Source organism: Arthrobacter sp. Rue61a (assembly GCF_000294695.2).
Lineage (GTDB): Bacteria > Actinomycetota > Actinomycetes > Actinomycetales > Micrococcaceae > Arthrobacter > Arthrobacter aurescens_A.
In genome coordinates this window covers 1,515,049-1,538,147 of record NC_018531.1, presented here as the reverse complement: position 1 = coordinate 1,538,147, position 23,099 = coordinate 1,515,049, and the positions used below count along the sequence as shown (strand labels likewise).

The window sequence follows — 23,099 nt, the reverse complement described above, 5'->3', positions numbered from 1 at the left end:
ACCCTCCCCTAACTGCGCGCCGCAAGGCAGAATGGTGGCCAGCCGGGGTAACCGGTGCTTGAACCGGTGAAGGGGACATCACATGAGCACGGCTGTTGTATTTCGGGGCAGTGTGCGGGGCCTGGCCACCGTCCGGAGGTTGCCGCTGACGCTCGCTCTGGTGGTGATCCTCTGGGTACTGGGTGCCGTTTCCGGTAGCCTCATCAACGGCCCCGGCCAAGACTTGTTGGATCAAGTCGGAATCGGCTTGGCGGTAGAGCCCGGACCGTGGTGGTCCATCTTCACGTCGGCGTTCTTTGCTTCCTCTCTTGTGGACTATCTGGCCTGCACGGCGGCAATCCTGGTGGGTGTCGGCATCGCCGAACGCGTCATGGGCCCTTGGATCGCCTTGGCTGCCTTCATAGCCGGCTCAGCCCTCAGCGCCTTGGTTCTTGTGGCGCTTGTAACCTTCGGAACGGACGCCAGCGACCAGTGGCTGAGCTTCCTGGGCGGCGAATATGTAGTGGGCGCCTATGGCGGCGCCGCCGCTGCGTTGGGATGTTCGACGGCGGCACTCGAGGCACTGTGGCGTCGTCGCCTGAGGACGTGGTTGCTGGCCGCGACGCTGATGTTTGCCTTGTTCGTGGGCGTTGCCCAAACCCTGCAGGCGCTGGCCGGAGCCGTGATCGGGATCTTGGCGGGTTGGGCCGTCCAGTCGCTGGTGCTCCGCCGCAGGGCCGGATCGCTCCACTCGTCTAGCCTTCGCGAGACCCGTTTCCTGGTAGGCACAGTGGTGGGCGTCTTCGCCGTCGGACCTCTGCTCACGCAACTGACGGGAACCTGGGAAGTAGGGCCCCTCTCCGTCGTTTCCGAGGTCATGCTCCAGGCCAGTCCCGACGCCGATGAGGTTCAGGAAGCGTGCAACAACGACACCAACTGTGTCACCCTGCAGGGCATCGTTGGCGTCCAAAGCTTCGGCGCGGCCATCCTGACACTGATTCCGGTTCTTCTGTTGCTTGTCTGTGCCGAGGGCCTCCGGCGCGGCCGACGGCTCGCGTACCGGCTGACGCTTGTTATCCAGCTGTATCTTGCCGCTGTGACCGTCCTGTCCATCCTCCAATACGTCTATGATCCGGATGTCACGTTGGGCGATGACGACTTCGCGTACCTCCTCCTGTACGCGGTCCCAGCAGTCCTCGCCCCGCTCATCATCGTGGCGCTGCTGCTCGCAAACCGGCATAAGTTCCGCGTCGAGTCGAGCGACGCGGGTTATCGGGTCCTCGGCCGGACCTCGCTCATCCTGGCTGTCGCCGCCGTGATCTTCTATGTGGCGTTCTGGTTCATTGAAGGCAACCCGGGCCGCTCTACCCTGCTGGACCTTGCCGGGCAGCTAACCCACATCCTGGTTCCTTTCCCTGTCCCCTTCGTTGTGGCCCTCCCGCAAGGCCTGCTGAGCACGGTCCTTTACGGCCTGGGCGGGGACATCATCTGGCTGTGCATCCTGGTGCTGGTCCTGAATAACTTCCGGCGGTTCAGGATGCTCGCCACTGATCCAGCAGCCGATCTGGGGCACACCAGGGAGCTGTTGCATGATGGCGGCGGCACGCTGTCCTGGATGGCGCTGTGGGACAACAACCAGTACTGGTTCACCCCGGACAGGAAGGCCGGTATTGCCTATCAGGTCCATAACGGCGTGGCCCTTACGGTTGCGGGTCCTTTCGGCGCTGAAGAACACCATGCCGATGCGGCCGCTGGATTCCTGAAACACTGTTCGAACCTCGGGCTGATCCCGTGCTTCTACTCGGCAACGGCAGAGCTCGATGCGCCGCTCCTTCCCCGGGGCTTCAGGAAGCTGGAAGTGGCGGAAGAGACACTACTCAACGTCCAGGCCATGACCTTCAAGGGGAAGGAGTGGCAGAACGTCCGCACCGCCCTGAACCGTGCAGACAAGCTGTCCATCAAGGATCACTGGTACAACTACCCTGAGATGCCGCCGGGAATCAGGGCCCAGCTCGCTGAGATTTCCGAGGAATGGGTGGCTGACAAGGCACTTCCTGAGATGGGCTTCACCTTGGGTGGCCTGAATGAGCTCAAAGATCCCGAGGTGCTCTGCTGTGTTGCCGTGGATGACGCCGGCCTGGTCCATGGAGTCACCAGCTGGCTGCCCGTTTTCAGCCAAGGGACCATCTCGGGGTGGACCTTGGACTTCATGCGCCGCCGCACCACGGGTTTCAAGGGCGTCATGGAGTTCCTTATTGCCTCCGCCGTGACCCACTTCAAGGATGAAGTCCCTCACATCTCTTTGTCCGGCTCTCCGCTGGCCAACGCAGGAGCCGGCGCCGGCGAGGGTGACCGCAGCACACTGGACCGCGTCCTCGCACTCCTCGGGAACGCCTTGGAACCCATGTATGGCTTCAAGTCGTTGGCCGCCTTCAAGTCGCGGTTCCAGCCGGAGCACCGGACTTTGTACATGTACTACCAAGACCCGTTGGCCCTACCGTCCATCGGTATTGCCGTGGGTTCCGCCTACTTGCCGGGACTCTCCCCCACGCAAAGCGCGGGGCTGTTGCGGCAGATGGTAGCCAAGGAGCCCGCCGCGTGACGCCGGAACGGACTTCTCGGCGATGAACGAGCTTTTGAAGCTTGAGATCAGCGGCCCTCTTGTCATGACGATTGCCGGAGTGATCGGCGCCGGGTTCTTCCTGCTTCTGTTCCTCAGGCCTTCGGCGCGCTGGGCCCTCACAGCGATCACGGCCATTGTGGTGGCTGCTCTGTTCGGGTGGTTGACTGTGTGGATCGTGGAGGACGTTTTGGATGTCTTCCATGTGGGGCTGACTCCCCGGGTGTGGTTCTGGGCGATCTCCTGCTTCGCCGCGTTGGGACTTGCCGTGGTGAGCTTCCGCCACAGTCCGCGATGGCGGAAGGTGGTGGCCGCAGTATCCGTCCCGGTATTCCTCCTGGTAGCCGCGCTTGGCATCAACACGGAGTTTGGACTCAACAAAACCCTGGGCTCGGCGCTGGGAATCTCCACTGAGGACGTCATCCAGTTGGCCAAGCCGGACCCGGATGCCTCCAGCCCGGCAGGTCCGCTATGGCAGAGCTGGAAACCCCCGGCTGACCAGCCCTCGAAGGGCGAAGCGGGCACCCAGGTCATTCCAGCTACAGCCTCCGGCTTCAACGCAAGGCCGGCGGGCATCTATCTGCCCCCTGCAGCCCTGGCGGCACATCCGCCCAAGCTGCCCTTGTTCGTCCTCATGATGGGTCAGCCTGGGCTTCCTGACCCGCAATACGTCTCCGCCGCACTGGACGAGTTCGCGGCAAAGAACAACGGCCTGGCCCCCATCGCGATCGTCGCAGACCAGATCGGGCCGGACCAGGATGACACCCTCTGCCTGGACACCGCCAAGTATGGAAATGTTGAAAAGTACATCAACGAGGACGTGGTGAACTGGGCCAAAGCCAACTTGAACATCCTTCCCGACCGCGAACACTGGACCGTCGCCGGGTACTCCAACGGCGGCCAGTGTGCCATTTCCTTCGCGGTCAAGTACCCGGAGATGTGGGGCAACGTGGTGGACATCTCAGGCGAAGAATTCCCTGGCGCGGAAGACCCGGCCGGGAACCTCGCGGCGATCTTCAACGGCAACCAAGCCGCCTACGACGCCCAGAAGCCCATCAACATCATGAAGGGGAAGCAGTTCCCCAACACAACTGCAGTTTTCACCGTGGGCTCGGATGACACCACCTACGTAGCGGCTGCAAAGGCAGTCTCCGCAGCGGCCCGGAATGCCGGGATGACGGTGACCTACTACGAGGTGCCCAATGGTGGTCACGTAGGCCTGGCGCTGAATGCGGGACTAACCAAAGGCTTTGAGGTGCTGTATCCCAGGCTGGGTCTGTCCAGGTAGCGCTCCCTCTTCTCCGGGCCACGCGCTGGCGATAAAGTTGACATGTGCCACATTGGCAAGAGCTGCAGCCGCTTCCGGCACCGTGGCAGCGTCGGGATGAACGCATCCTGCCGCTGTGGTGGGACCGGCTGTGTTCGGTGACCAGCCCGCAGTCGGCCGCCCTCTACGCCGCAGGGCTTTTTACCGACGATCGCCGTCGCCCCATTGCCCAGTGGTACAACCCCGAAACGGACGCCGCGCTTTTGGTCGCCCCGGAGACCTCCCCTGAATGGCCGGTCCAGCGCTTCGGCATCTTCTATGCCCCGCCGGGCGGCGGCTTCACCCGCGTCTACTCGGCACCCCACGAATGGCATCCCCGCGAGCCCAGGACTCCGCCCACCGAGCAGGATTCGTTCCTCGCCGCCGTGGCCGAGGCCGCCCGTTTCCTGCAGGTGGAGATGGATTTCGTCTGATAAAAAGCGGACCCCGCACCAGCAGTGAAGCCGGTACGGGGTCCTTATGCTCCTCCGACTGGACTTGAACCAGTAACCCTTCGATTAACAGTCGAATGCTCTGCCAATTGAGCTACGGAGGAATGAAGCGGTTATGACTTTAGCAAAGGTTCTACCGGAATGCGAAATCGGCATGGCATACCCCCTGGGGGTATAAAAATACCCCCGTTCCGAAAGCCCGGAACGGGGGTATTGTGCGCTCCTCCGACTGGACTTGAACCAGTAACCCTTCGATTAACAGTCGAATGCTCTGCCAATTGAGCTACGGAGGAATGAAGCGGTTACTAGCTTAACAGGGGCCCGCCGGAAAACGAAATCGGCGCTGTCAGCCGTCCGAACGCAGTGCCCTGCGCTCCATTTCAAGCTGCATCAGCTCCCGGTTCAGCCGCTGAAATTCTTCCGGATTGGCGCCCGCGTCCAAGCGCTGCAGCTGCCCCATCTTGTCTGCCTTGATGCGGGTGATCTGCAGTTCGAAGAGACGGGCCAGAATGTCGCGGCAGTATCGCTGCATGGCCTCAGGCGTACTGGCCGGCAAGGGTGTCACCGCGAGCTCCGAGACGAGCGACCTCAGGGGTTCCGGGACTTCCTGGCGGATCTGTTCCACCCAGGCCACAGGATCAGCCGCGTGGGCAAGCCCGGTGGCACGAATGGCAGCGTGGACCGCCGAGTAGGCAGGCGTGGCAAAGTGGGACGCCTCGAAGCGCTCCCACGACACGCCACCTAGGACAGCAGGATCCTGGAGCGCCACCTCAAGCGCCTGGCGCTCCATCCCGGCCACGGGGTCGCGCGGGTCGGGACGATGGAAAACCGGACTGCTCGACGGCGGTGCTGCCGCCGTCGTCGACTGTTCTCCCGAGCCGCCCGCGGCGGCGCGCTTGGCAGCTCCGCCAACGAATCGGCTGACCTCTTCGATGGGCATCCCCAGCCACCCTGCAAGTTCGCGGGTGTAGCCCGGCCGCGCGGCAGAGTCCCTGATCTGCGCCACCACGGGGGCGGCCTCCCTCAGGGCAGCTACACGGCCTTCCACGGTGTCGAGGTTGTGCCTGCGGAGCGAGGCTTTGATGGCGAACTCAAAGAGGGGTTTCCGGCTGCTGATCAGGTCCCGCACCGCGGAGTCGCCCTTGAGTTGACGAAGATCACAGGGATCGGCGCCGCTGGGTTCAACTGCCACGTACGTCTGGGCTTGGAAGCGCTGGTCTTCCTCGAACGCCCGCAGGGCTGCCTTCTGGCCGGCGGCGTCGCCGTCAAAGGTAAAGATGACCTCTCCCCCGCTGCCATCGTCCGAGAGCAGCCGCCGGGCCACTTTGATGTGCTCGGTACCGAACGCAGTACCGCAGGTGGCCACCGCCGTCGCGACTCCGGCAAGGTGGCAGGCCATGACGTCCGTGTAGCCCTCGACCACCACCAGTTGCCGTTCTTTAGCGATGTTCCGCTTGGCGAGGTCGATCCCGTAGAGGACCTGGGACTTCTTGTAGAGCGTGGTCTCAGGGGTGTTCAGGTATTTGGGCCCCTGGTCGTCTTCAAAGAGTTTGCGGGCACCGAACCCAATGGTGTCTCCCGCGATGTCCCTGATGGGCCAGATCAGCCTTCCGCGGAAGCGATCGTAAATTCCCCGGTTTCCTTCCGAGAACATCCCTGTGAGTTTCAACTCAGCATCCGTGAATCCACGGCCGCGGAGGTGCTTCAGCAGTCCGTCCCAGCCTTGGGGCGCGTATCCCACCCCGAAGTGTTCGGCGGCAGCGCGGTCAAAACCGCGGCCATCCAGGAAGTTGCGCCCTTCGGCTGCTCCGGGCGTCAACAGTTGGGCGCGGAAGAACTCGTCGGCGATCTTGTGGGCATCCAGCAGGCGCTGGCGCTTGCCTACTTCCTCGCGGCTGGGACCGGTGCCGCCGTCCTCGTAACGCAGCTCGTAGCCGATTCTGGCGGCCAGTTTCTCAACAGCCTCGTGGAAGGAGCTGTGGTCCATTTTTTGGACGAAGGAGATGGCGTCTCCGTCCTCGCCGCAGCCGAAGCAGTGGTACCTGCCCACTTGCGGGCGAACAGTGAAGGAAGGCGAGCGTTCGTCGTGGAAGGGGCAAAGGCCCTTGAAACTGCCCAGCCCGGCGCCCTTGAGGGTGACGTAACCGTCAACGACTTCCTTGATATCCGTGCGCTGGCGTACTTCGTCGATATCTTCACGTTTGATCAGGCCAGCCACGTGACCATCCTAGTCGCTTGGCCGAAGAGTCCCCGCCGTTAACTGAGCGTCGGAAGCGTTACCAGAGCGACGGAAGGCTGCCCACGAGGCGCTCATACATGGCCAACGCTGACACGTCCGTCAGCGACGCCACCTGGTCGATCACCACGCGCAGCCGCGCACCGTCGTCGACGGCGTCCCGCCAGTCCGCGGCGAACATCGGCTCCAGGTGACGGTCACCGGTGGCGTTCAAAACACCCACGAGCGCGTGCAGCACTTCGCGTTGGCGTTCGTACACCGGCTGGCGGTGGTCCGTTGAGATGACAAAGGTTGTGGCCAGGCCCTTGAGGACGGCAATCTCCGTGACGGTCTCCTCGGGGACCATGAGCTCAGCGTCGTAGCGGGTCAGATTGGCTGGACCGAAATGGGCACGCGTTGTTTCCATGGCGCTCTGGCAGAACCGGCCGATCAGCTGACTGGTCATGTCCTTCAACGCCGCCATGGATTTCCGGCTGCCATCAGCTTCGCGGACCCAGACCTTGGTGGCCTCAAGGCGGGCGAGGGCGGCATCAATTTCTGCGGGATCGTTATGCGGCAGGTACCACTGTTTGGTGTATCCCACCACGCGAGCCCGGTGGTCCGGGTTCTCCATCCACTTCAGCTGGAAATGGCCGGCGACGATCGCATCCTCAACGTCGTGGACCGAGTACGAAATGTCGTCGGCAAGGTCCATTACTTGAGCTTCGATGCACGAACGGTTTCCCGGAGCGCCTTCGCGCAGCCATTCGAAGACGGGAAGATCGTCTTCGTAAGCGCCGAACTTACTGGTGCGGTGGCCATGGATCACAGGGGCGTCGACGGCGGACCATGGGTATTTGGACGCGGCGTCCAGGCTGGCACGGGTCAAGTTGAGTCCAGCCGGCCGTCCGTCCTCTGCCAGAACCTTGGGTTCCAGGCGGGTCAGGAGCCTGAGGGTTTGGGCATTGCCCTCGAAGCCGCCGATGGTGTGCGCAACTTCATTGAGCGCGGACTCGCCGTTGTGGCCGAAGGGCGGATGACCGAGATCGTGGCTCAGGCATGCAGTGTCCACGACGTCAGGATCGCAGCCCAGGGAGCGCCCAAGCTCACGGCCCACTTGCGCCACTTCCAGGCTGTGGGTCAGCCTGGTTCGGACAAAGTCGTCCGTATCCGGGGCAACTACCTGCGTTTTTGCACCGAGCCTGCGCAAGGCCGAGGAGTGCAGGACCCTGGCGCGGTCCCGTTCAAAGTCCGAGCGATAGTTGCTCTTGCGAGGCTCTTCGACCCACCTCGCGGAATCTGCCTCAGCGTAACCGGGGATGGCCAGCACAAAATCGTGAGTCGTCCCGTCATGGCCAAGTATCGCTTCGGTTCCCATGGGTATCTGCCTCCTTCAAGCGCCGGGGTGTGGAGCTTCTTGAGTCAGTCTTACACGTGTGAGGCTACCCGCCCGAAACGTCAAGCTCCGCGGCCGAGATATCCGCGCTCTGTTCAGCGTTCAGCTGACGGCTCACCAGCCAGTCCTTGGGCAAGGCAGGCTTCTTGGGCGAGCCCGCACGGCCGCGGGGTCCTTCGGAATCCACACCCGGGTAGGGCGAGTCCATATCCAGTTCATCGAGGTATTCGCGCAGCACCTCGAGGGTGGGTACGGTGGCCAGCTTGGCGCGGAGTTCGCCGCCCACCACGTAGCCCTTGAAGTACCAGGCCATGTGCTTGCGGATCTCGCGGAGAGCCTTGTATTCGTCGTTCCCGAACGTTTCCACCATCAGCTCGGCGTGACGGTAGACGCCTTCAGCCACTTCGCGAAGTCCTGGCCGGTGCCGCTGGTCGCTTCCTTCGAAAGCGGCCTGCAGATCGCCGAACAGCCAAGGCCTGCCCTGGCAGCCACGGCCAACCACGACGCCGTCCACGCCGGTCTCCCGCACCATGCGGACTGCGTCCTCGGCGGACCAAATATCGCCGTTGCCCAGCACCGGGATATCCGGCAGGGCCTCGCGGAGGCGGGCGATGGCAGACCAATCGGCCTGGCCGGAATAGAACTGCGCGGCAGTGCGGCCGTGAAGGGCGACGGCGGCCACCCCCGCGTCGCGGGCGATGCGGCCGGCGTCGAGGTACGTCAGGTGGTCCTCATCGATGCCCTTGCGCATCTTGATGGTCAGTGGAATGCCGCCCTTGGACGCTTCCTTGACCGCTGTCTGGACGATGGATGTGAAGAGGTCGATTTTCCACGGAAGCGCTGAGCCGCCACCGCGCCGGGTGACTTTGGGCACGGGGCAGCCGAAGTTGAGGTCAATGTGATCGGCGCGGTCCTCTTCCACGAGCATGCGGACCGCTGCGCCCACCGTCACGGGGTCCACGCCGTAGAGCTGTACGGAACGGACTTTCTCGTCCTCATCATGCGAGATGATGCGCAACGATTCCGGTGTCCGCTCCACAAGGGCACGGGACGTCACCATCTCGGCCACGTACATGCCGCCGCCGTATTCACGGCAAAGCCTGCGGAAGGCCGAGTTGGTGATGCCCGCCATGGGGGCAAGGATCACCGGGGTGTCCACGGTGATCCCGCCGAGCTTCAATGGTGGGAGTTCAAGCTTTGGTGCGGGGGGCGTTGCTACAACAGTCACCCATCCATTGTTACAAATCCGCGCAAATCGGCCCCCTTTGGCCGAAACCCGGTGTTGTTTGCCCAGCACACCGTACTCGGGCGGGCCCTGCGGAAAAGATCCGGACCCGGCGTCAGGTGGCCTTGTCGGTGCTTCCGCCGCGGCGCTCCGCTTCCCGCTGGGCGCGTCGGCTACCCGGGCGTGCCGGTTTGCCGGGAGCGTCAAGGCGCGTATCGGCGTCGTACGTGTCCTTCGAACCGGAACCCACGACGGCGGCGGCTGCTGCCAGCGAACCGGTGTCGTTAAGCTCGTCAGCAGTTACGGTCGGCCCGCCAGCGGCGGCGAGGCGCTTCATGCCGGTGGCTTTGACCACCAGGACAGCGATAAGCGTCGTGACCGGGATGGCAAGGACGAGGCCGATGGAACCCACCAACGTGCGGATGACTTCCTCGGACAATTCCGCGCTGGTGAGTGCTTCATCGAGCGGCCGGTCATAAAGCATCACGATGATGAGGATCGGAAGGGCGGCGCCTGCGTAGGCAAAAGCGATGGTGTAGACCGTGGACGCGATGTGGTCCCGGCCGATCCTCATGGCCGAGGAGAACAGCTTGCGGGCACTGGTGTTGGGGGCGAGTTCGTAGAGTTCCCACACCGCGGAGGACTGCGTGATGGTCACGTCATTGAGCACGCCCAAGCCTGAGATGATGAGGCCGCAGAGGATGATCCCGGAGATGGAGATCTGGGGTGACATGTTCACCAGCGTTGAGGCGTCGTGGTTCCCAACGCCGGCCAGATTGGCCGCATCCGTAGCCCAGGCCGCCAGCAACGCCGTGATGCTGAGCCCGAAAATGGTGCCCAGCAAGGCCGTGGACGTTCGCGCCGAGAATCCATGCGCGAAATACAGGACCCCGATCATGATCACCGTGGAACCCACCAAGGCAAGCAGAAGCGGCGGCTTACCCTCCACCAAACCCGGCAGGATGAAGCTGACCAGGACGAAGTAGGCACCCACCAGGCCCAGGAGTGCGCGGAAGCCGCGCCAACGGGCAACCGCGATGACAACGGCTGCGTACAAGACGGCCAGGAGCGCGATGGGAATGCTGCGGACGAAATCCACGAAAACATAGGCAGGGGCGCCGCTTCCGGAGTTCGCACCTTGGACCCCTGAAAGGTTGAGGTACCGGATGGAGTCCCCCACGTCCACGCCGTGGGACATGGCAACATCAGGGTTGATGACCACCTTGACCACGTCCCCGCCCTTATCAGGCTCCGTAAAGGCGAAGGTGCACTGGGACCCCCCGGACTGGTTGTTCTGGCCTGTGTCTGTTTGGCCTGTGTCCGTCTGTCCTGTGTCCGTTTGTCCGCTGTTGGGCTGGCCGGTGTTGCTTTGGCCCGTCTGCGTGCAGCTTTCCACCACCACGCTCTGAATCCTGCCAGTGTCGAAGGTCACCCCGGGGGCAGCCTGGTAGGGGCTCGAGAACGAGATTCCCTCCCGGCTGCCCGAGGGCCACATGACCATCATGGCCACGAGCGTCAGAACGCCCAGCGGAACAAGGATGGCCGCCAAAATCCAGTTGGCCCTCTTCCGCGACGCGAGAGCCTGCGGGGTTGGCTCGGAATCTTCAGAATGACCGTGGGAGTGACCGTGGCCCATCAGCAGCAAAACCTCATGCCTTAACCCTACGCGGGACCGCAGGCGTGCTTTGCCCTAGGCGGGTGCGATGTTCTGGTTGACGCGGAAAAGGTTTCCGGGATCGTATTTGGCTTTGATCGCAACCAGCCGTTCCCAGTTGGGACCGTAGTTATCGGCTACGCGGTTCTGGTCCTCCGAGTCCATGAAGTTGATGTAGCCGCCGGCCTCCGAGTGCGGGGCCAGAGCCGCGGCATACCCGCGTGCCCAGGCAATGTTTGCTTCGTTGTCTGCAGGATCGGGCCACTGGGTTGCGATGACCGGGGAGAACTTCATGTCGCGGTGGGCGAAGGCAGTGTCCTGGACAGCTACGCGGGACACCGCTCCGTCGATGGGATAAACATGCACCGCGGTGTTAACACTGGTGACGGTCGCCCCGAACTCGGCGTGGGCACCGATTGCGCCGTCATTGAGCTCACGCAGGAAGTTGGCCTTCCAATAGCCCTGCATGCCTTTCTGGTTCAGTCCGTCGAAGGCCACATTAAGGGCCGGATAGGGCATGGGCCCCACCATGGATCCCGCAACAGGCGCGGCATCCAGGAACGGTTGCCAGCGCGCCTGCCCCTCAGCCAGGTCGCCCGTCCACATTCCCACCACGACGCACACGGATTTCCCATGCCATTCCTCAGGCAGGAAAGGTACGGGCGGTCCTTGGTGGAAGCCCAGGAAAGCACCGAACTCCTCGGGCGCGGAGGCAATGTAGTCACGGTAGAACCGGGCAACTGTGGGGATGTTCTCAGCGCCGTAGATGATGATGCCTGCGTAGACCGTGTCCACTGGATGGAGCTGGAATTCCAAGGAAGTCACTACCCCGAAGTTTCCACCTCCGCCGCGGATCGCCCAGAACAGGTCCTCGTTACGTTCCTTGCTGGCAATAAGGAAACTGCCGTCAGCCGTGACGACGTCGGCCGAGACAAGGTTGTCGCACGACAGTCCGTACTTTCGGGTCAGGTAACCGATTCCGCCACCCAGCGTCAGGCCGGCAACACCGGTGGAACCTACGATTCCGCCTGTGGTCGCGAGTCCGAAGGCGTGCGTAGCATGGTTGAAGTCCGCCCACGTGGTGCCTGCCTCGGCTCGTGCCGTTCGTGCTTCCGGATCCACGCGCACACCGTTGCGATTGACGAAGTCCAACACCAAGGCGTCGTCCCACGTTCCGAAGCCAGGGGCACTGTGTCCGCCACCCCTGATAGCCAGGGGCATGGAGTTCTCGCGGGCGAAGTTCACACCGGCGATGACGTCCGACACCTGGGCCACGCGGACGATTCCCGCAGGACGCTTGTCCACCATCGCATTGAAGACGGCACGGGCAGCGTCATAGTCAGGGTCTTCGGGAGTGATGAGTGGCCCGTGCAATTGCTCCCGCAGCCCATCGAGGGCTCTTTGGTTCATTTTGATTTACCACCGATTCAGAAGTGAGACCGGATTGTTCCCCGCCGCTCCCTCCAGCAGTGACGGCGTGGGTTTACGTCGATAGGCCTACTCCTGCCGGTGTGCCACGTCAATCATTTTTATTTGGCTGACATCGGAGGGATTAAACGCAGGATCCCACGCCGTCCGAACGTTACGGGCAGCGTGGGATCCTGACGTGCGGGAACCGCGATCAGTCGCTGACGATCAGGGTGTCTGCACCCCGCACGTGGGCCTTGCCGGATTCCAGCACCGGCTTTAGAACTGAGCGCAGCGCCGTCATGGACTCGTCAACTTCCAGCAGGACCGGGTGCTGGTAGGCAATGAGTGCCAGCAGGTCCCGGACCGCGGCCGCTGCGTCCTCGGCGGACAGCTCGGGATCGTGCCCCAGGAAGACATCCGAAGGCTCATCGGAGTTGCCCTGGGCATAACTGATGGCAAATGCCTGGATTTTGCCCTTGCGGCTCGCCGGAACGCCTTGGCCGAAAGCACTGGCCTTGGGCGCACGCAGGACGATTGCCCCGTGGGCACCGGTCAGGTCATGCAGGAACAAGCGCTGAACCGTGGCGATGCTGAGTTCCCCCGGGCTGTCCCAGTGGTGGACGTGCGAGTAGTACTTACCCACCACATCGCTCAACTCCACTGAACCCGTAGCCAGGTCCTCCACGCGCTCGGAAGCAGCTTCCTCGGAACCGTCGCCGAAGCGCGGAAGCGACAGCGGTTCAGGATCCACAACCACCAACTGAGAGCGCTGGATGGGTGCCAGTCCGGCGGCCGCAGCAAATGCCGCGCCCGCGGTATCCGGCTCTACCTTGCTGCGCAGCTTGGAAACGCCCGACGGCGAGTTCCCGGCTTCCCGGCGAAGCATGGTCAGCAGGGTGGCGCCCACGCCTTCACGGCGGTGGTCCTTGGCAACCTCGATATACGCCCAGAGTCGTTCGGGGTGCAGTGCTGCTTCGTGGACGACGCCTGCGGCGACGGGAATACGTACTCCGTCCACCACGTCCTCGGCCACGATGCAGCGGCGCCATGGTTGATTGCTGGAGGGCGCCAGAGCTGCACGGAACTGCTCAGCGGGAAGGGTCTCCGGGCCGCCCCAGATTTCCAGGAGGGCGAGGTCGTCGCCCTCCTTCCATTCGCGATATTCCAAAGCCACCGCTAGGCGCCGATCAGGCGTGCGGCCAGGTAGCCCTCAACCTTGTCCAAGGACACGCGTTCCTGGCTCATGGTGTCGCGCTCACGAATGGTGACGGCTTGGTCTTCCAGGGTGTCGAAGTCCACGGTGATGCAGAACGGAGTACCGATCTCGTCCTGGCGACGGTAGCGGCGGCCGATGGCGCCGGCGTCGTCGAAGTCGATGTTCCAGTTCTTTCGCAGCTGGGCTCCCAGCGCTTTTGCCTTCGGGGACAGGTCCTCGTTGCGGCTCAGCGGCAGGACGGCGGCCTTGACCGGGGCCAGGCGCGGATCCAGCTTCAGCACAGTGCGGACATCGACGCCGCCCTTGGCGTTGGGTGCCTCGTCCTCGGTGTAAGCGTCAATCAGGAACGCCATGAAGGAGCGGGTCAGACCTGCGGCGGGCTCGATGACGAACGGCGTGTAGCGCTCGTTGGTGGCCTGGTTGAAGTAGCTCAGATCCGTGCCGGAGGCCTTGGCGTGCGTTGAGAGGTCAAAGTCCGTGCGGTTGGCGATGCCCTCGAGCTCGCCCCACTCGGAGCCTTGGAAACCGAAGCGGTACTCAATGTCCGTGGTGCCCTTGGAGTAGTGGCTGAGCTTCTCCAGGGGGTGCTCAAAGAAGCGCAGGTTGTCTTCGCGGATGCCAAGGTCCGTGTACCAAGACATGCGTTCCTTCATCCAGTACTGGTGCCACTCTTCGTCCGTGCCGGGCTCGACGAAGAACTCCATCTCCATCTGCTCGAATTCGCGGGTACGGAAAATGAAGTTACCCGGGGTGATCTCGTTGCGGAAGGACTTACCGATCTGGCCGATGCCGAACGGGGGCTTCTTCCGCGACGTGGTGAGCACGTTGTTGAAGTTCACAAAGATGCCCTGTGCCGTTTCGGGGCGCAGGTAGTGCATGCCTTCGTCATTGGCCACGGGGCCGAGGAAGGTCTTCAGGAGACCGGAGAATTCCTGCGGCTCGGTCCATTCGCCACGGGTGCCGCAGTTTGCGCAGGCGATGTCCTTCAGGCCGTTTTCTGGCGGGCGGCCCTTCTTTTCCTCGTACTCTTCCTCGAGGTGGTCGGCGCGGTATCGCTTGTGGCAGGAAAGGCATTCAACCAGGGGGTCGGAGAAGACTTCTACGTGGCCGGATGCTTCCCATACCTGGCGGGGAAGGATCACGGAGGAATCCAGGCCTACAACGTCTTCGCGGCCGCGGACCATGCTCTGCCACCACTGGCGCTTGATGTTCTCCTTCAGCTCCGCACCGAGGGGACCGTAGTCCCACGCAGAACGGGAGCCACCATAGATTTCACCGGCCTGGAAGACAAAGCCCCTCCGCTTGGAGAGGGAAATGACCTGGTCAAGGACGGATTTTGCTGCCATGGGTACTCCATTTGTTCTACAGGGCCGCTGGGTGCGGTCCGCGGTGGTTGCCCCGGACCCGGACGAGGTTGTCCGGCGGGGTGCTGGGGGAAATTTACTGCAAAGTACTTGAGACTACTGGAAAAAGTACTGCAGGGCACTGCGTCTCCTAGCCTACCGGCCTTTGGCCGCACCTCTCCGTGCGAAGGCTCCCTTGGGCCACGGCAACGTGGCCACGACGATCGCGGCGAGCGTCAGGACGGTACCCAGGACCGTGGGCAAGGCGACCACCGCGCCGGGACTGGGGATCACGACGTCGAGCACCAACGATCCCACCAGCTGCCCGGCAATCATGCCCAAACCGGTGATCAGGACGCCAAGGCTACGGACCAGCAGTGCTGCCAAGCCGATGAACAGGCAGCCCATGGGACCGCCAAGGTAGTACCACCACTCGCCGGGAAGCGGGTTTCCCGGCCCGGCCACAGCCAGCTTGATCATCCACGCAATCCACAGAATGGCTGACCCGGCAATGAAGTTGACCAGGGTGGCTGCGATGGGCGTCCCGTAATGGACTGTGGCGGTTCCGTTCATGGCCTGCTGGAAGCTCATGAAGAAGCCGGCAGCCAGCGGCAGGAGAACCGGCAGCACGAGCGATGCGATGTCGGCGTCGCCGCCAAACCGTGGCGAAACAGCCCAAGCCACCGCGGCAACGGTCAGGACACTGCCGAGGACCCGGACACCGGTGATAGCGCGTTTTCCTCCCGGACCGATGCCCATCCGGTCCACGAGCAGTCCGCTCAACGTTTGGCCCGTTACGGCCGCGACTGTGAACAACGCGACACCCAGCAGGGCAACCGTGAACGACTGGGCAAAGACGAACAACGCACCGATGGCGCCGGCCATGACATAGAACCTGGGAAAGCTGCGGTTCCGGACAGCGGGAATGATGCGCCGGAGCCCGGCCCTACCCCGGGGAGTGGCAAAGGAAATAGCGCTGATGAGCAGGAGTCCTGTGGTGAAGCTCACCACAGCCGCGGCGATTCCGTCGTCCAGTTTGGCCCCGAGGGCCCCATTGATCCTCCCTTGAAGCGGGATGACCAAGCCGGTTGCTACTGCAATAGGAAGGCCAATGACCAGTGGAAGGGCGGGACGGGGAGGAGACTGCGGCACCGTCACCACACTACTTCAGGCATCATTGCTGTATGAGCAACCCCGAAATTGAAGAGATCCCCATCCGCGACGACATGATCCGCCTGGGCCAGCTGCTGAAGCTCGCCAACTTGGTGGAGGACGGCGTTGAAGCCACGGAGCTCATCAAGAACGGCTTGGTCAAAGTCAACAACGAAATTGACGACCGCCGAGGCCGCCAACTCCACGTCGGCGATACCGTAACCGTCAACGGCCAGACGGTCCGGATCACCAGAGCCTAGTCAGTCAGGACTTTGTGGGTGAGGAACTCGCCCACGTGTCCGATCTCCTGCTGGTTAATGCCGTGCCACATCCCCGTGTAGAGCACTTTGGTGAGGTCAACGTGCTTGCGGACCCATCCCATGGTGTATTCGATCTTGTCCTGGGTGATGACGGGATCCTGCTGGTCACGGCCCCAGAACATCGGTAACGATCCGTCCAGTTCATCGTCCCGGAAGGCGGCGTCAGCACCGGCGTCGATCACAAAGCCTGAAAGCCCGACGACGGCGGCGAAGTCCGCGGGTCGGTAGCGGAGCATGGTGGTAGCCATCGCCATGCCCATGGAGAAACCGAGCAATGTCACTGACGAGTGGTTTGCTTTGACCGTGTCCAGCCATTCGAGCGCATACTCGGCTGCGTGCTTCACGGCTTCCAGCGAATAGTCGATGGACGCCGTGAGAGGGAACCAGGTGAAGCCCGGCCCCATGGGCATCGGTGCGCGAAGGGCGGCGACAACAAAGCCGTCGGGCAGCAATCCGGCCAGGCTGAAGAGATCGTCCTCGTTGGATCCATAGCCGTGAAGCAGGACCAGGAGCGGCTTGCCTGCACGCTCGGCTTCATCGTGGGACCACAGGACTACGGGGGCGGGAAATGTGGGTGCTTCAGTCATGGGTCCATTCTTGCAGTTACCCACAAGTAACAACCTACGGTGGCGTAGGGTCGCCGTCACGGTGCAGGATATGAGCGTGAGTGAGAACAATCCTTTACTGAAGCCGGGCGAGTCCATTCAAAAGCATCCTTGGAGCCGTTACGTGGCACTGGGTGACTCGTTCACGGAGGGCATCGGCGACCCCGAGCCCCGGAACCCGGGTGGTCACCGAGGTTGGGCTGACCGGGTCGCTGAGGAGCTGAGCCGCGGACAGGAAGACTTCGCCTATGCCAACCTCGCTATCCGTGGCAGGCTGCTGCAGCAAATCATCGATGAACAGGTGACGCCCTGCCTGGAATTGCAGCCGGACCTCGTGTCCATTTCGGCCGGCGGCAACGACCTCATCCGCCCCGGCGGCGATCCCGATCTGTTGGCCGAAAAGCTCGATGCCGCGGTGGCGCAGCTGGGCTCCGGCGGCGCCACCGTGGTGCTCTTCAACGGTCCGGATACTGCCGCGTCGGTCTTGGGGCGTATCCGCGGCAAAGTTGCCATCTACAACGAAAACCTCCGTACGGTGGCCGCCCGCCACGACGCCATCATCGCCGACATGTGGTCTCTGCGGCAGCTGGCTGATACCCAGATGTGGGACGCGGACCGCCTGCACTTCTCGCCGCTGGGCCATCACACCATCGCCATGATGGTCCTGGAGGCACTGAACGTCCAACACACGCTCGAGCCCCTGATGCCCAAGGCCCTTCCGCCGCGTACATGGCGCGAAGCCCGCTCATCGGACCTCGTGTGGGCTCGTGAGTACTTTGTCCCATGGGTCATCCGGCGGCTTCGGCACCGGTCCTCAGGCGACGGCATCACGCCAAAGCGTCCGACGCCGGGACCTGTCTTCGGCTCTACCGGCACCCTGCTGCCGCGCAGCTGACGTGACGCTTCTTCACTGCGAGGTCCGCCGTGCCGGGTGACAGCTCCCTGTCCGCGGAGACTATCAGGCGGACACGGCTACGGAGGCAGCAGTTGCGGGCCCCCTTTGCCGGAAATCCCGGGGACGTGGTCCGGAACCTCCTGGCCGTGCAGTCGCAAGAATTCCCCTATGCCAGATGGACCCTTGCTCAGAGAAGCTCCGCCAGCACTTCACCGATGGTCACGGCCGCAGACGTTGAGCAGGCTGTATCCGACGGGGTCATCCTGCGGACCCACATCCTCCGGCCCACCTGGCACTTTGTGCATCGGGACGATCTTGGCTGGCTGATGGGATTGTCCGCAGATCGCCTCCACCAGGGCAACAAAGGCATGTACCGTCAGACGGGAATCGATGAGGGGGCTGCTGCAAAGAGTGGCCGGATCCTGGCCGCTGCCGTGGCCGGAGGAGCCCACAAGACGCGCGAGGAACTCGCCGAAGTCTTGGTACAAGCAGGCTTCCCCGGAAAGGGCCTGGGGTTCATCTACCACCTCATGCACGCGGAAATCAGCCGGATACTGGTGAGCGGCTCCCCCGTCCGCTCCGCCGGAGGTGCCCTGAAACAGACATATGCCCTGTTCGAGGAACGCGTTCCCGGTTCGGTTCTGTCACCGCTGACTGCCGAAGCCCGCGAACAGGCCCTTGGACAGTTGGCACTCCGGTACTTCACCAGCCGGGGACCCGCCACGATCAAGGACTGTGCCGTGTGGTCCGGGCTGACCATGAAAGACGTGAAGCGGGGGATCGGCGTGTCTGAGGAGATCTCCCCCGGGAGCCTGGGCACCGTTCACTTCGATGGTCTGGAGTTCTATCTGGCCTCTGAGGAAGCGGAGGCTCTCACCAACGGCGACGATCCTTCAGCGATGGAGGACCCCGGGCTCCCCCGCCTGGACCTCATTCAGTGCTACGACGAATACGTGATGGGCTACTCACAGTCCCGGCACTTCCTTGGTGGAACGGCGCCATACTTCCCCGAGGACAACGGACCCATGCACGTGGTCCTGCTGAACGGCAGGTTGGCCGGATGGTGGCGCCACAGTTTCTCCGGCATGACCTGCGAACTCGATGTCCGAATGAACCGGCCGGCAACGGCGGAAGAACAAGACGCCTTGGAGGCCGAGGCGGATCGTTACGGCCGGTTCTTGGGCATGGAGACCACGCTGGTGTGAATTAGCCGGGCTGGTTCCGGGAGACGGGCCGCGTCCAGGTGGCAGGACTAAGCTGGGATGAGACCTAGGAGGCCTGCACTGTGAACAATCTGATCTTCTGGATCATCGTCTGCTCGTGGCTGATTCCACTCGGAATCCGCATGTACAACCGCTCCCGGGCGCGTCGGATCCAGAATGACACGTTCCGCGGCCCCGGGTACCCGCCGCAGAATCTGCCGGGCCCGGGGTACCCGCCGCAGAATTACCCCGGGTACCCGTCGGAGCCGATCGTCGTACGCCCCGCGGATGAGACACCGCAGGCCGGGCCGCCGTCGAACTCTTCGTCCCCCACGCCGTTTCCCGCAACGGGAAGCTCGCAGCCGCAAGGCTACCGTGCGCGCAAGCTGGCCGAGCTGGATGCGAAGTTCAGCAACGGCGAGATCGCCATGGAGGATTACATGAAGCAGCGCGGCGACATCATGAACGGCTAGGCCACCCTGAACGTGAGCCTGGTTTAGCCGAAGAAGGCTTCGCGGAGCTGCGCCGAGAGCTGGCCGATCTCGGTGAGGAAGCCATCGTGTCCAATCGGCGCCTCAATGAGGTGGACCGATACGTCTCCCGGGAGTGCCGCGGCGAGTTCCCGCGACTGTGCCGGGAAGTAGAGCCTGTCGCTGTCCACGGCCGCCACAAAGAACTCAGCCTTGGTGCGCGACAATGCCGCTTCCAACGTGCCGCGACCACGAGTGACGTCATGGGACATCAAGGCCTCGGTAATGGCGATGTAGCTGTTGGCATCGAAACGGCGGACCAGCTTTGTCCCCTGGTGGTCCAGGTAGCTTTCCACTTGGTAGCGCCCGCGCTCCCCCAGCACAGCAGCTGTCAGCGGCGTCTCCTGGTGCTGGGCTTGCCGGCCGAAGCGGAAGTCCAACTCCAACGCTGAGCGGTACGTGATGTGGGCGATACGTCGGGCCAACGCCAAACCATGCTCAGGCGCGGCACCGCCGTAGTAGTCGCCGTGATTGAAGTTCGGGTCCTGCCGGATGGCCAGGGTTTGGGCCTGCGCGAAGGCAATCTGCTCGGCCGTGCTGTAGGCGCCCACCGAGATCACGGCGCAGCGCTCCACCCGCTCGGGGAACGTCACGGCCCACTCGAGCGCACGGGCGCCGCCCATCGACCCACCCAACACGGCGTGCCAGGAGTCGATGCCCAAAGCATCGGCAAGGCGTGACTCAGCCACCGTGCTGTCGCGCAGAGTGACCAACGGGAAACGAGAACCCCAGGGCTTGCCATCGGGTGCTGCTGATGATGGGCCGGTGCTGCCGTAACAGCCGCCCACGATGTTGATGGAGATGACGAAGAACTTGTTGGTGTCGATGGTGGCACCTGGTCCAACAAGTTGCTCCCACCAGCCTTCTTCATCCGTGGCGCCGCGGGCTACGTGTGTACTGCCCGTGAGCGCGTGCTGGACGAGTACGGCATTGGATGCGTCGGAGTTCAGCTGCCCCCAGGTCTCGTACGCAAGGACAACGTCGGGAAGGAATCCGCCGGCTTCAAGTTCCAGCGGCCCTATGCCGGCGTACTTGACGATTCCGTCTTCTTCTCCGGATTTTGGAAGGGCTGTAGCAGTAATGGTCATTCCTTTGACACCTTAACCTCGCGCTTGCCCGTCGCCTTGCGTGCGAACAGGCCAGGTCTTCACCCGGGGCACCCCACCGCGGAGGAGGGTTGCCGGCCAGCAAGCCGGGGCTGTGTGCTGGCACTCATGACCTAATACGAAGAGTCTAGGAAATACAGGGCGGTTCTGGCGAAGAATGTGACAACAGTGTGACGGTTTGGGGTGCCTTCGTTCACGAATGAGCACCCTGAACTGCCGCCCGGCGAATAATCGTCGACGCGGGCGGCAGTCGGGCTGAGACTTTGAACCGCGGCGTTAGGCGCCCTTCGCAGCCCGGAAACCGGCTTCGAGGTCGGCGATGATGTCATCCACGTTCTCGATGCCCACGGACAACCGCACCAGGCCGGGGTTGACGCCTGCAGCCACCTGCTGCTCCACCGTCAACTGACTGTGCGTAGTGGACGCCGGGTGGATGACCAGCGAGCGGACGTCACCGATGTTGGCAACGTGCGAGTGCAGCTCCAGTCCGTCCACAAAGCGCTTGCCCGCTTCTACGCCGCCCATGATGTTGAAGGCAACAATGGCGCCCGTGCCCTTGGGGCCGTATTTCCGGCCCCGGCTGTACCACGGGCTGGATGGCAGGCCCGCATAGGCGACCGACTCGACGTCGTCGTGGCTTTCAAGCCACTCAGCCACCTTGGTGGCGTTGGCAACGTGACGCTCCACGCGCAGGCTCAAGGTCTCCAAACCCTGGGCAATGAGGAAGGCGTTGAACGGAGACACGGCGGAGCCTAGATCGCGAAGCAACTGGACGCGGGCCTTGAGGATGTAGGAGAGGTTGGCGCCCAGGGCGCCGTCCTTGCCGAGATCCCGGGCATAGACCAGTCCGTTGTAGCTGGGGTCCGGGGTATTGAACCCAGGGAAGCGCTCCGGGTCCTTGCCGAAGTCGAAGTTGCCGGAGTCCACAATCACACCGGCGATTGCTGAACCGTGACCACCCAGGTATTTGGTGGCCGAGTGAACCACGATGTCCGCGCCCCACTCGATGGGACGAATAAGGTAGGGCGTTGACAGGGTGTTGTCGACGATCAGGGGCACACCGGCCTCGTGAGCGGTGCGGGCGATGCCCTCAATGTCCAGCACGTCCTGGCGGGGGTTGGACACAACCTCGCCGAAGAACAGCTTGGTGTTCGGCTGGACGGCGTCACGCCACTGCTCCAGATTGTCGGGGTCCTCCACGAAGGTGACCGCAATTCCGAACTTCTTCAGCGTGTGCGCCAGCAGGTTGTACGTGCCGCCGTACAGGCTGGGGCTCGCCACGATGTGGTCCCCGGCCTCAGCGATGTTCAGGATGGCGAACGTCTCCGCGGCCTGTCCGGAGCTGAGCAGAAGTGCCCCCAGGCCACCTTCAAGGCTCGCGACCCGCTGCTCCACAACATCCTGCGTCGGGTTGCCGATCCGGGTGTAGATGGGTGCAAGCTCCGCCAACGCGAAGCGGTTGGCAGCACTCTCGGCACTGGGGAACACGAAGGACGTGGTCTGGTAGATCGGAAGCGAGCGAGCTCCGGTGGCGGCGTCAGGCTCTTGGCCTGCATGGATCTGGCGGGTTTCGAAAGACCATCCTTGGGACATCGGGTTCTCCTGTTCGTAACGCATGGGTTTGGCAGGCAATGTGGTGCGGTGTGAGCTGGGGCCAGTCTAGGAACTGTCCGGAAGCTAAGACAGCTTTATGACGCCGGTGGAATCTACAGGTCTCTTAGCGTCCTTCCATGACGCTCATAGCGAAAGTTACGTACATCCCACCTTAGTTAGGCTTGACTTAGCTGAGACCCTGATCACAAAGTGCCAAGATGAAGCCATGCGCATGGATCACGTCTCTTACGCCTGTGAACGAGATGGCCTTTTGGCCACTACCGAACGAATTTCCGCGGCATTGGGAGTGGACGCTGTCCGGGGCGGAGTGCACCCGCGCTTCGGTACCCGGAACATGATCATTCCCCTTGCGGATAACAAGTACCTGGAAGTGGTGGAGGTCCTGGACCACCCCGCTTCCGACAAAGCACCCTTTGGCCAGGCCGTCCGCGCCCGTTCGGCTGCAGGGGGCGGATGGATGGGCTGGTGCGTCGCCGTTGACGACCTCGCCCCCTTCGAAGACCGCCTTGGCCGCTCCGCTGTTCCGGGCAACCGCAAGTTCCCTGACGGCCGCGAATTGGTGTGGCAGCAGATCGGAATCCTCGGCCTGATCGCCGATCCCCAGGTACCGTACCTGCTCAAGTGGGAGGGCGACCCCTCACTGCACCCGTCCAGGATCTACGAAAGCGACGTCAAGATGTCCAGCCTCACCATTGCGGGCTCGGCTGAACGCGTCACCGAGTGGTTGGGCGAGCCGGTGGAAAAGCCGCTTGAGGATGTCGCAGTCCAGTGGATGGCACCGCACGGCACCCCCGGCATCCTGGCTGTCACTTTCGAAACAGCTACCGGAGCCGTCACCATCTGACCGCTCCATCCATCC

At 63.1% G+C, this 23,099-nt stretch carries 19 protein-coding genes, 2 tRNA genes and 1 riboswitch; of the genes, 8 read left to right on the top strand and 13 right to left on the bottom strand.

The genetic code is table 11. The features are described 5' to 3' along the window. Positions 1-82: 82 nt before the first annotated feature. Genes ARUE_RS07045 through ARUE_RS07035 form a run of 3 tightly spaced genes read left to right on the top strand, consistent with a single transcriptional unit; the run spans position 83 to position 4,339 of the window. On the top strand, positions 83-2,581 hold the full coding sequence (locus tag ARUE_RS07045) for a DUF2156 domain-containing protein (protein ID WP_014921232.1): 2,499 nt from the start codon (positions 83-85) through the stop codon (positions 2,579-2,581). A gap of 22 nt (positions 2,582-2,603) precedes the next feature. Continuing rightward, a complete protein-coding gene (locus ARUE_RS07040; RefSeq protein WP_014921231.1) occupies positions 2,604-3,887 on the top strand; it encodes an alpha/beta hydrolase in 1,284 nt (427 codons plus the stop codon). 44 nt (positions 3,888-3,931) lie between these two features. Continuing rightward, on the top strand, positions 3,932-4,339 hold the full coding sequence (locus ARUE_RS07035; protein ID WP_011774207.1) for a hypothetical protein: 408 nt from the start codon (positions 3,932-3,934) through the stop codon (positions 4,337-4,339). A gap of 49 nt (positions 4,340-4,388) precedes the next feature. On the opposite strand, the gene ARUE_RS07030 is transcribed toward ARUE_RS07035, so the two are convergent. The 10 genes from ARUE_RS07030 to ARUE_RS06985 form a co-directional block, all read right to left on the bottom strand. Beyond that, positions 4,389-4,461: transfer RNA gene (locus ARUE_RS07030), tRNA-Asn, on the bottom strand. A gap of 116 nt (positions 4,462-4,577) precedes the next feature. Beyond that, positions 4,578-4,650, bottom strand: a tRNA-Asn gene (locus ARUE_RS07025). A 53-nt stretch (positions 4,651-4,703) separates the two neighbouring features. After that, positions 4,704-6,575 carry a DNA primase gene (gene dnaG / locus ARUE_RS07020; protein WP_014921230.1) on the bottom strand — a complete coding sequence of 624 codons (1,872 nt, stop codon included), beginning with the start codon at positions 6,573-6,575 and terminating at the stop codon, positions 4,704-4,706. A gap of 58 nt (positions 6,576-6,633) precedes the next feature. Next, positions 6,634-7,950 carry a deoxyguanosinetriphosphate triphosphohydrolase gene (locus ARUE_RS07015; protein ID WP_011774205.1) on the bottom strand — a complete coding sequence of 439 codons (1,317 nt, stop codon included), beginning with the start codon at positions 7,948-7,950 and terminating at the stop codon, positions 6,634-6,636. 64 nt (positions 7,951-8,014) lie between these two features. Beyond that, the gene (gene dusB / locus ARUE_RS07010; protein WP_014921229.1) at positions 8,015-9,196 is read right to left on the bottom strand and encodes a tRNA dihydrouridine synthase DusB; all 1,182 of its coding nucleotides are present in this window, start codon (positions 9,194-9,196) and stop codon (positions 8,015-8,017) included. A 112-nt stretch (positions 9,197-9,308) separates the two neighbouring features. After that, complete coding sequence (locus ARUE_RS07005; RefSeq protein ID WP_014921228.1) at positions 9,309-10,829, bottom strand: YibE/F family protein; 1,521 nt, start codon at positions 10,827-10,829, stop codon at positions 9,309-9,311. Between the two features lie 54 nt (positions 10,830-10,883). Beyond that, positions 10,884-12,257: an FAD-binding oxidoreductase gene (locus tag ARUE_RS07000; RefSeq protein WP_014921227.1), complete on the bottom strand. Its 1,374-nt coding sequence runs from the start codon at positions 12,255-12,257 to the stop codon at positions 10,884-10,886. Positions 12,258-12,468: 211 nt separating this feature from the next. Next, the gene (locus ARUE_RS06995; RefSeq protein WP_014921226.1) at positions 12,469-13,431 is read right to left on the bottom strand and encodes a GNAT family N-acetyltransferase; all 963 of its coding nucleotides are present in this window, start codon (positions 13,429-13,431) and stop codon (positions 12,469-12,471) included. 2 nt (positions 13,432-13,433) lie between these two features. After that, entirely contained in the window at positions 13,434-14,819 is a 1,386-nt protein-coding gene (locus ARUE_RS06990; RefSeq protein ID WP_014921225.1) for a glycine--tRNA ligase, read from the bottom strand. Positions 14,820-14,972: 153 nt separating this feature from the next. Continuing rightward, positions 14,973-15,977, bottom strand: coding sequence for a DMT family transporter (locus ARUE_RS06985; protein ID WP_014921224.1), 1,005 nt, complete (start codon positions 15,975-15,977; stop codon positions 14,973-14,975). Between the two features lie 23 nt (positions 15,978-16,000). Between ARUE_RS06985 and ARUE_RS06980 the strand changes: the two genes are divergently transcribed. Further along, positions 16,001-16,228 (top strand): RNA-binding S4 domain-containing protein, encoded by a 228-nt coding sequence (locus ARUE_RS06980; RefSeq protein ID WP_011774199.1) that lies wholly within the window; start codon positions 16,001-16,003, stop codon positions 16,226-16,228. On the opposite strand, the gene ARUE_RS06975 is transcribed toward ARUE_RS06980, so the two are convergent. Next, complete coding sequence (locus ARUE_RS06975) at positions 16,225-16,875, bottom strand: alpha/beta hydrolase (protein ID WP_014921223.1); 651 nt, start codon at positions 16,873-16,875, stop codon at positions 16,225-16,227. The two genes, ARUE_RS06980 and ARUE_RS06975, sit on opposite strands and share 4 nt — an antisense overlap. Before the next feature lie 70 nt (positions 16,876-16,945). Here ARUE_RS06975 and ARUE_RS06970 point away from each other — a divergent pair, with 70 nt between their 5' ends. The 3 genes from ARUE_RS06970 (at position 16,946) to ARUE_RS06960 (ending at position 19,463) form a co-directional block, all read left to right on the top strand. Continuing rightward, entirely contained in the window at positions 16,946-17,788 is an 843-nt protein-coding gene (locus ARUE_RS06970) for an SGNH/GDSL hydrolase family protein (protein ID WP_051024923.1), read from the top strand. A gap of 29 nt (positions 17,789-17,817) precedes the next feature. Continuing rightward, positions 17,818-18,993, top strand: a complete 1,176-nt coding sequence (locus tag ARUE_RS06965; protein WP_014921221.1) for a winged helix DNA-binding domain-containing protein — start codon at positions 17,818-17,820, stop codon at positions 18,991-18,993. A gap of 80 nt (positions 18,994-19,073) precedes the next feature. After that, on the top strand, positions 19,074-19,463 hold the full coding sequence (locus ARUE_RS06960) for a hypothetical protein (RefSeq protein WP_011774195.1): 390 nt from the start codon (positions 19,074-19,076) through the stop codon (positions 19,461-19,463). A 23-nt stretch (positions 19,464-19,486) separates the two neighbouring features. Here the strand turns inward: ARUE_RS06960 and metX are convergent, their stop codons facing one another. Both metX and ARUE_RS06950 read right to left on the bottom strand, forming a co-directional pair. Beyond that, positions 19,487-20,608, bottom strand: a complete 1,122-nt coding sequence (gene metX / locus ARUE_RS06955) for a homoserine O-acetyltransferase MetX (protein ID WP_014921220.1) — start codon at positions 20,606-20,608, stop codon at positions 19,487-19,489. Positions 20,609-20,623: 15 nt separating this feature from the next. Next, a riboswitch (SAM riboswitch) is annotated at positions 20,624-20,740 on the bottom strand. Positions 20,741-20,902: 162 nt separating this feature from the next. Continuing rightward, positions 20,903-22,243, bottom strand: a complete 1,341-nt coding sequence (locus ARUE_RS06950) for a bifunctional o-acetylhomoserine/o-acetylserine sulfhydrylase (protein ID WP_014921219.1) — start codon at positions 22,241-22,243, stop codon at positions 20,903-20,905. A 202-nt stretch (positions 22,244-22,445) separates the two neighbouring features. Here ARUE_RS06950 and ARUE_RS06945 point away from each other — a divergent pair, with 202 nt between their 5' ends. Next, positions 22,446-23,084 (top strand): VOC family protein, encoded by a 639-nt coding sequence (locus tag ARUE_RS06945; protein ID WP_043469963.1) that lies wholly within the window; start codon positions 22,446-22,448, stop codon positions 23,082-23,084. The last annotated feature ends 15 nt before the right edge of the window (positions 23,085-23,099 follow it).

What these genes read in the sequence shown, in the direction of transcription:
- ARUE_RS07045 (WP_014921232.1), top strand. Translation starts at nt 83, where the DNA reads ATGAGCACGGCTGTTGTATTTCGGGGCAGTGTGCGGGGCCTGGCCACC.
- ARUE_RS07040 (WP_014921231.1), top strand. Translation starts at nt 2,604, where the DNA reads ATGAACGAGCTTTTGAAGCTTGAGATCAGCGGCCCTCTTGTCATGACG.
- ARUE_RS07015 (WP_011774205.1), bottom strand. Translation starts at nt 7,950, where the DNA reads ATGGGAACCGAAGCGATACTTGGCCATGACGGGACGACTCACGATTTT.
- ARUE_RS07005 (WP_014921228.1), bottom strand. Translation starts at nt 10,829, where the DNA reads ATGGGCCACGGTCACTCCCACGGTCATTCTGAAGATTCCGAGCCAACC.
- ARUE_RS07000 (WP_014921227.1), bottom strand. Translation starts at nt 12,257, where the DNA reads ATGAACCAAAGAGCCCTCGATGGGCTGCGGGAGCAATTGCACGGGCCA.
- ARUE_RS06990 (WP_014921225.1), bottom strand. Translation starts at nt 14,819, where the DNA reads ATGGCAGCAAAATCCGTCCTTGACCAGGTCATTTCCCTCTCCAAGCGG.
- ARUE_RS06980 (WP_011774199.1), top strand. Translation starts at nt 16,001, where the DNA reads ATGAGCAACCCCGAAATTGAAGAGATCCCCATCCGCGACGACATGATC.
- ARUE_RS06975 (WP_014921223.1), bottom strand. Translation starts at nt 16,875, where the DNA reads ATGACTGAAGCACCCACATTTCCCGCCCCCGTAGTCCTGTGGTCCCAC.
- ARUE_RS06970 (WP_051024923.1), top strand. Translation starts at nt 16,946, where the DNA reads ATGAGCGTGAGTGAGAACAATCCTTTACTGAAGCCGGGCGAGTCCATT.
- metX (WP_014921220.1), bottom strand. Translation starts at nt 20,608, where the DNA reads ATGACCATTACTGCTACAGCCCTTCCAAAATCCGGAGAAGAAGACGGA.
- ARUE_RS06950 (WP_014921219.1), bottom strand. Translation starts at nt 22,243, where the DNA reads ATGCGTTACGAACAGGAGAACCCGATGTCCCAAGGATGGTCTTTCGAA.
- ARUE_RS06945 (WP_043469963.1), top strand. Translation starts at nt 22,446, where the DNA reads ATGCGCATGGATCACGTCTCTTACGCCTGTGAACGAGATGGCCTTTTG.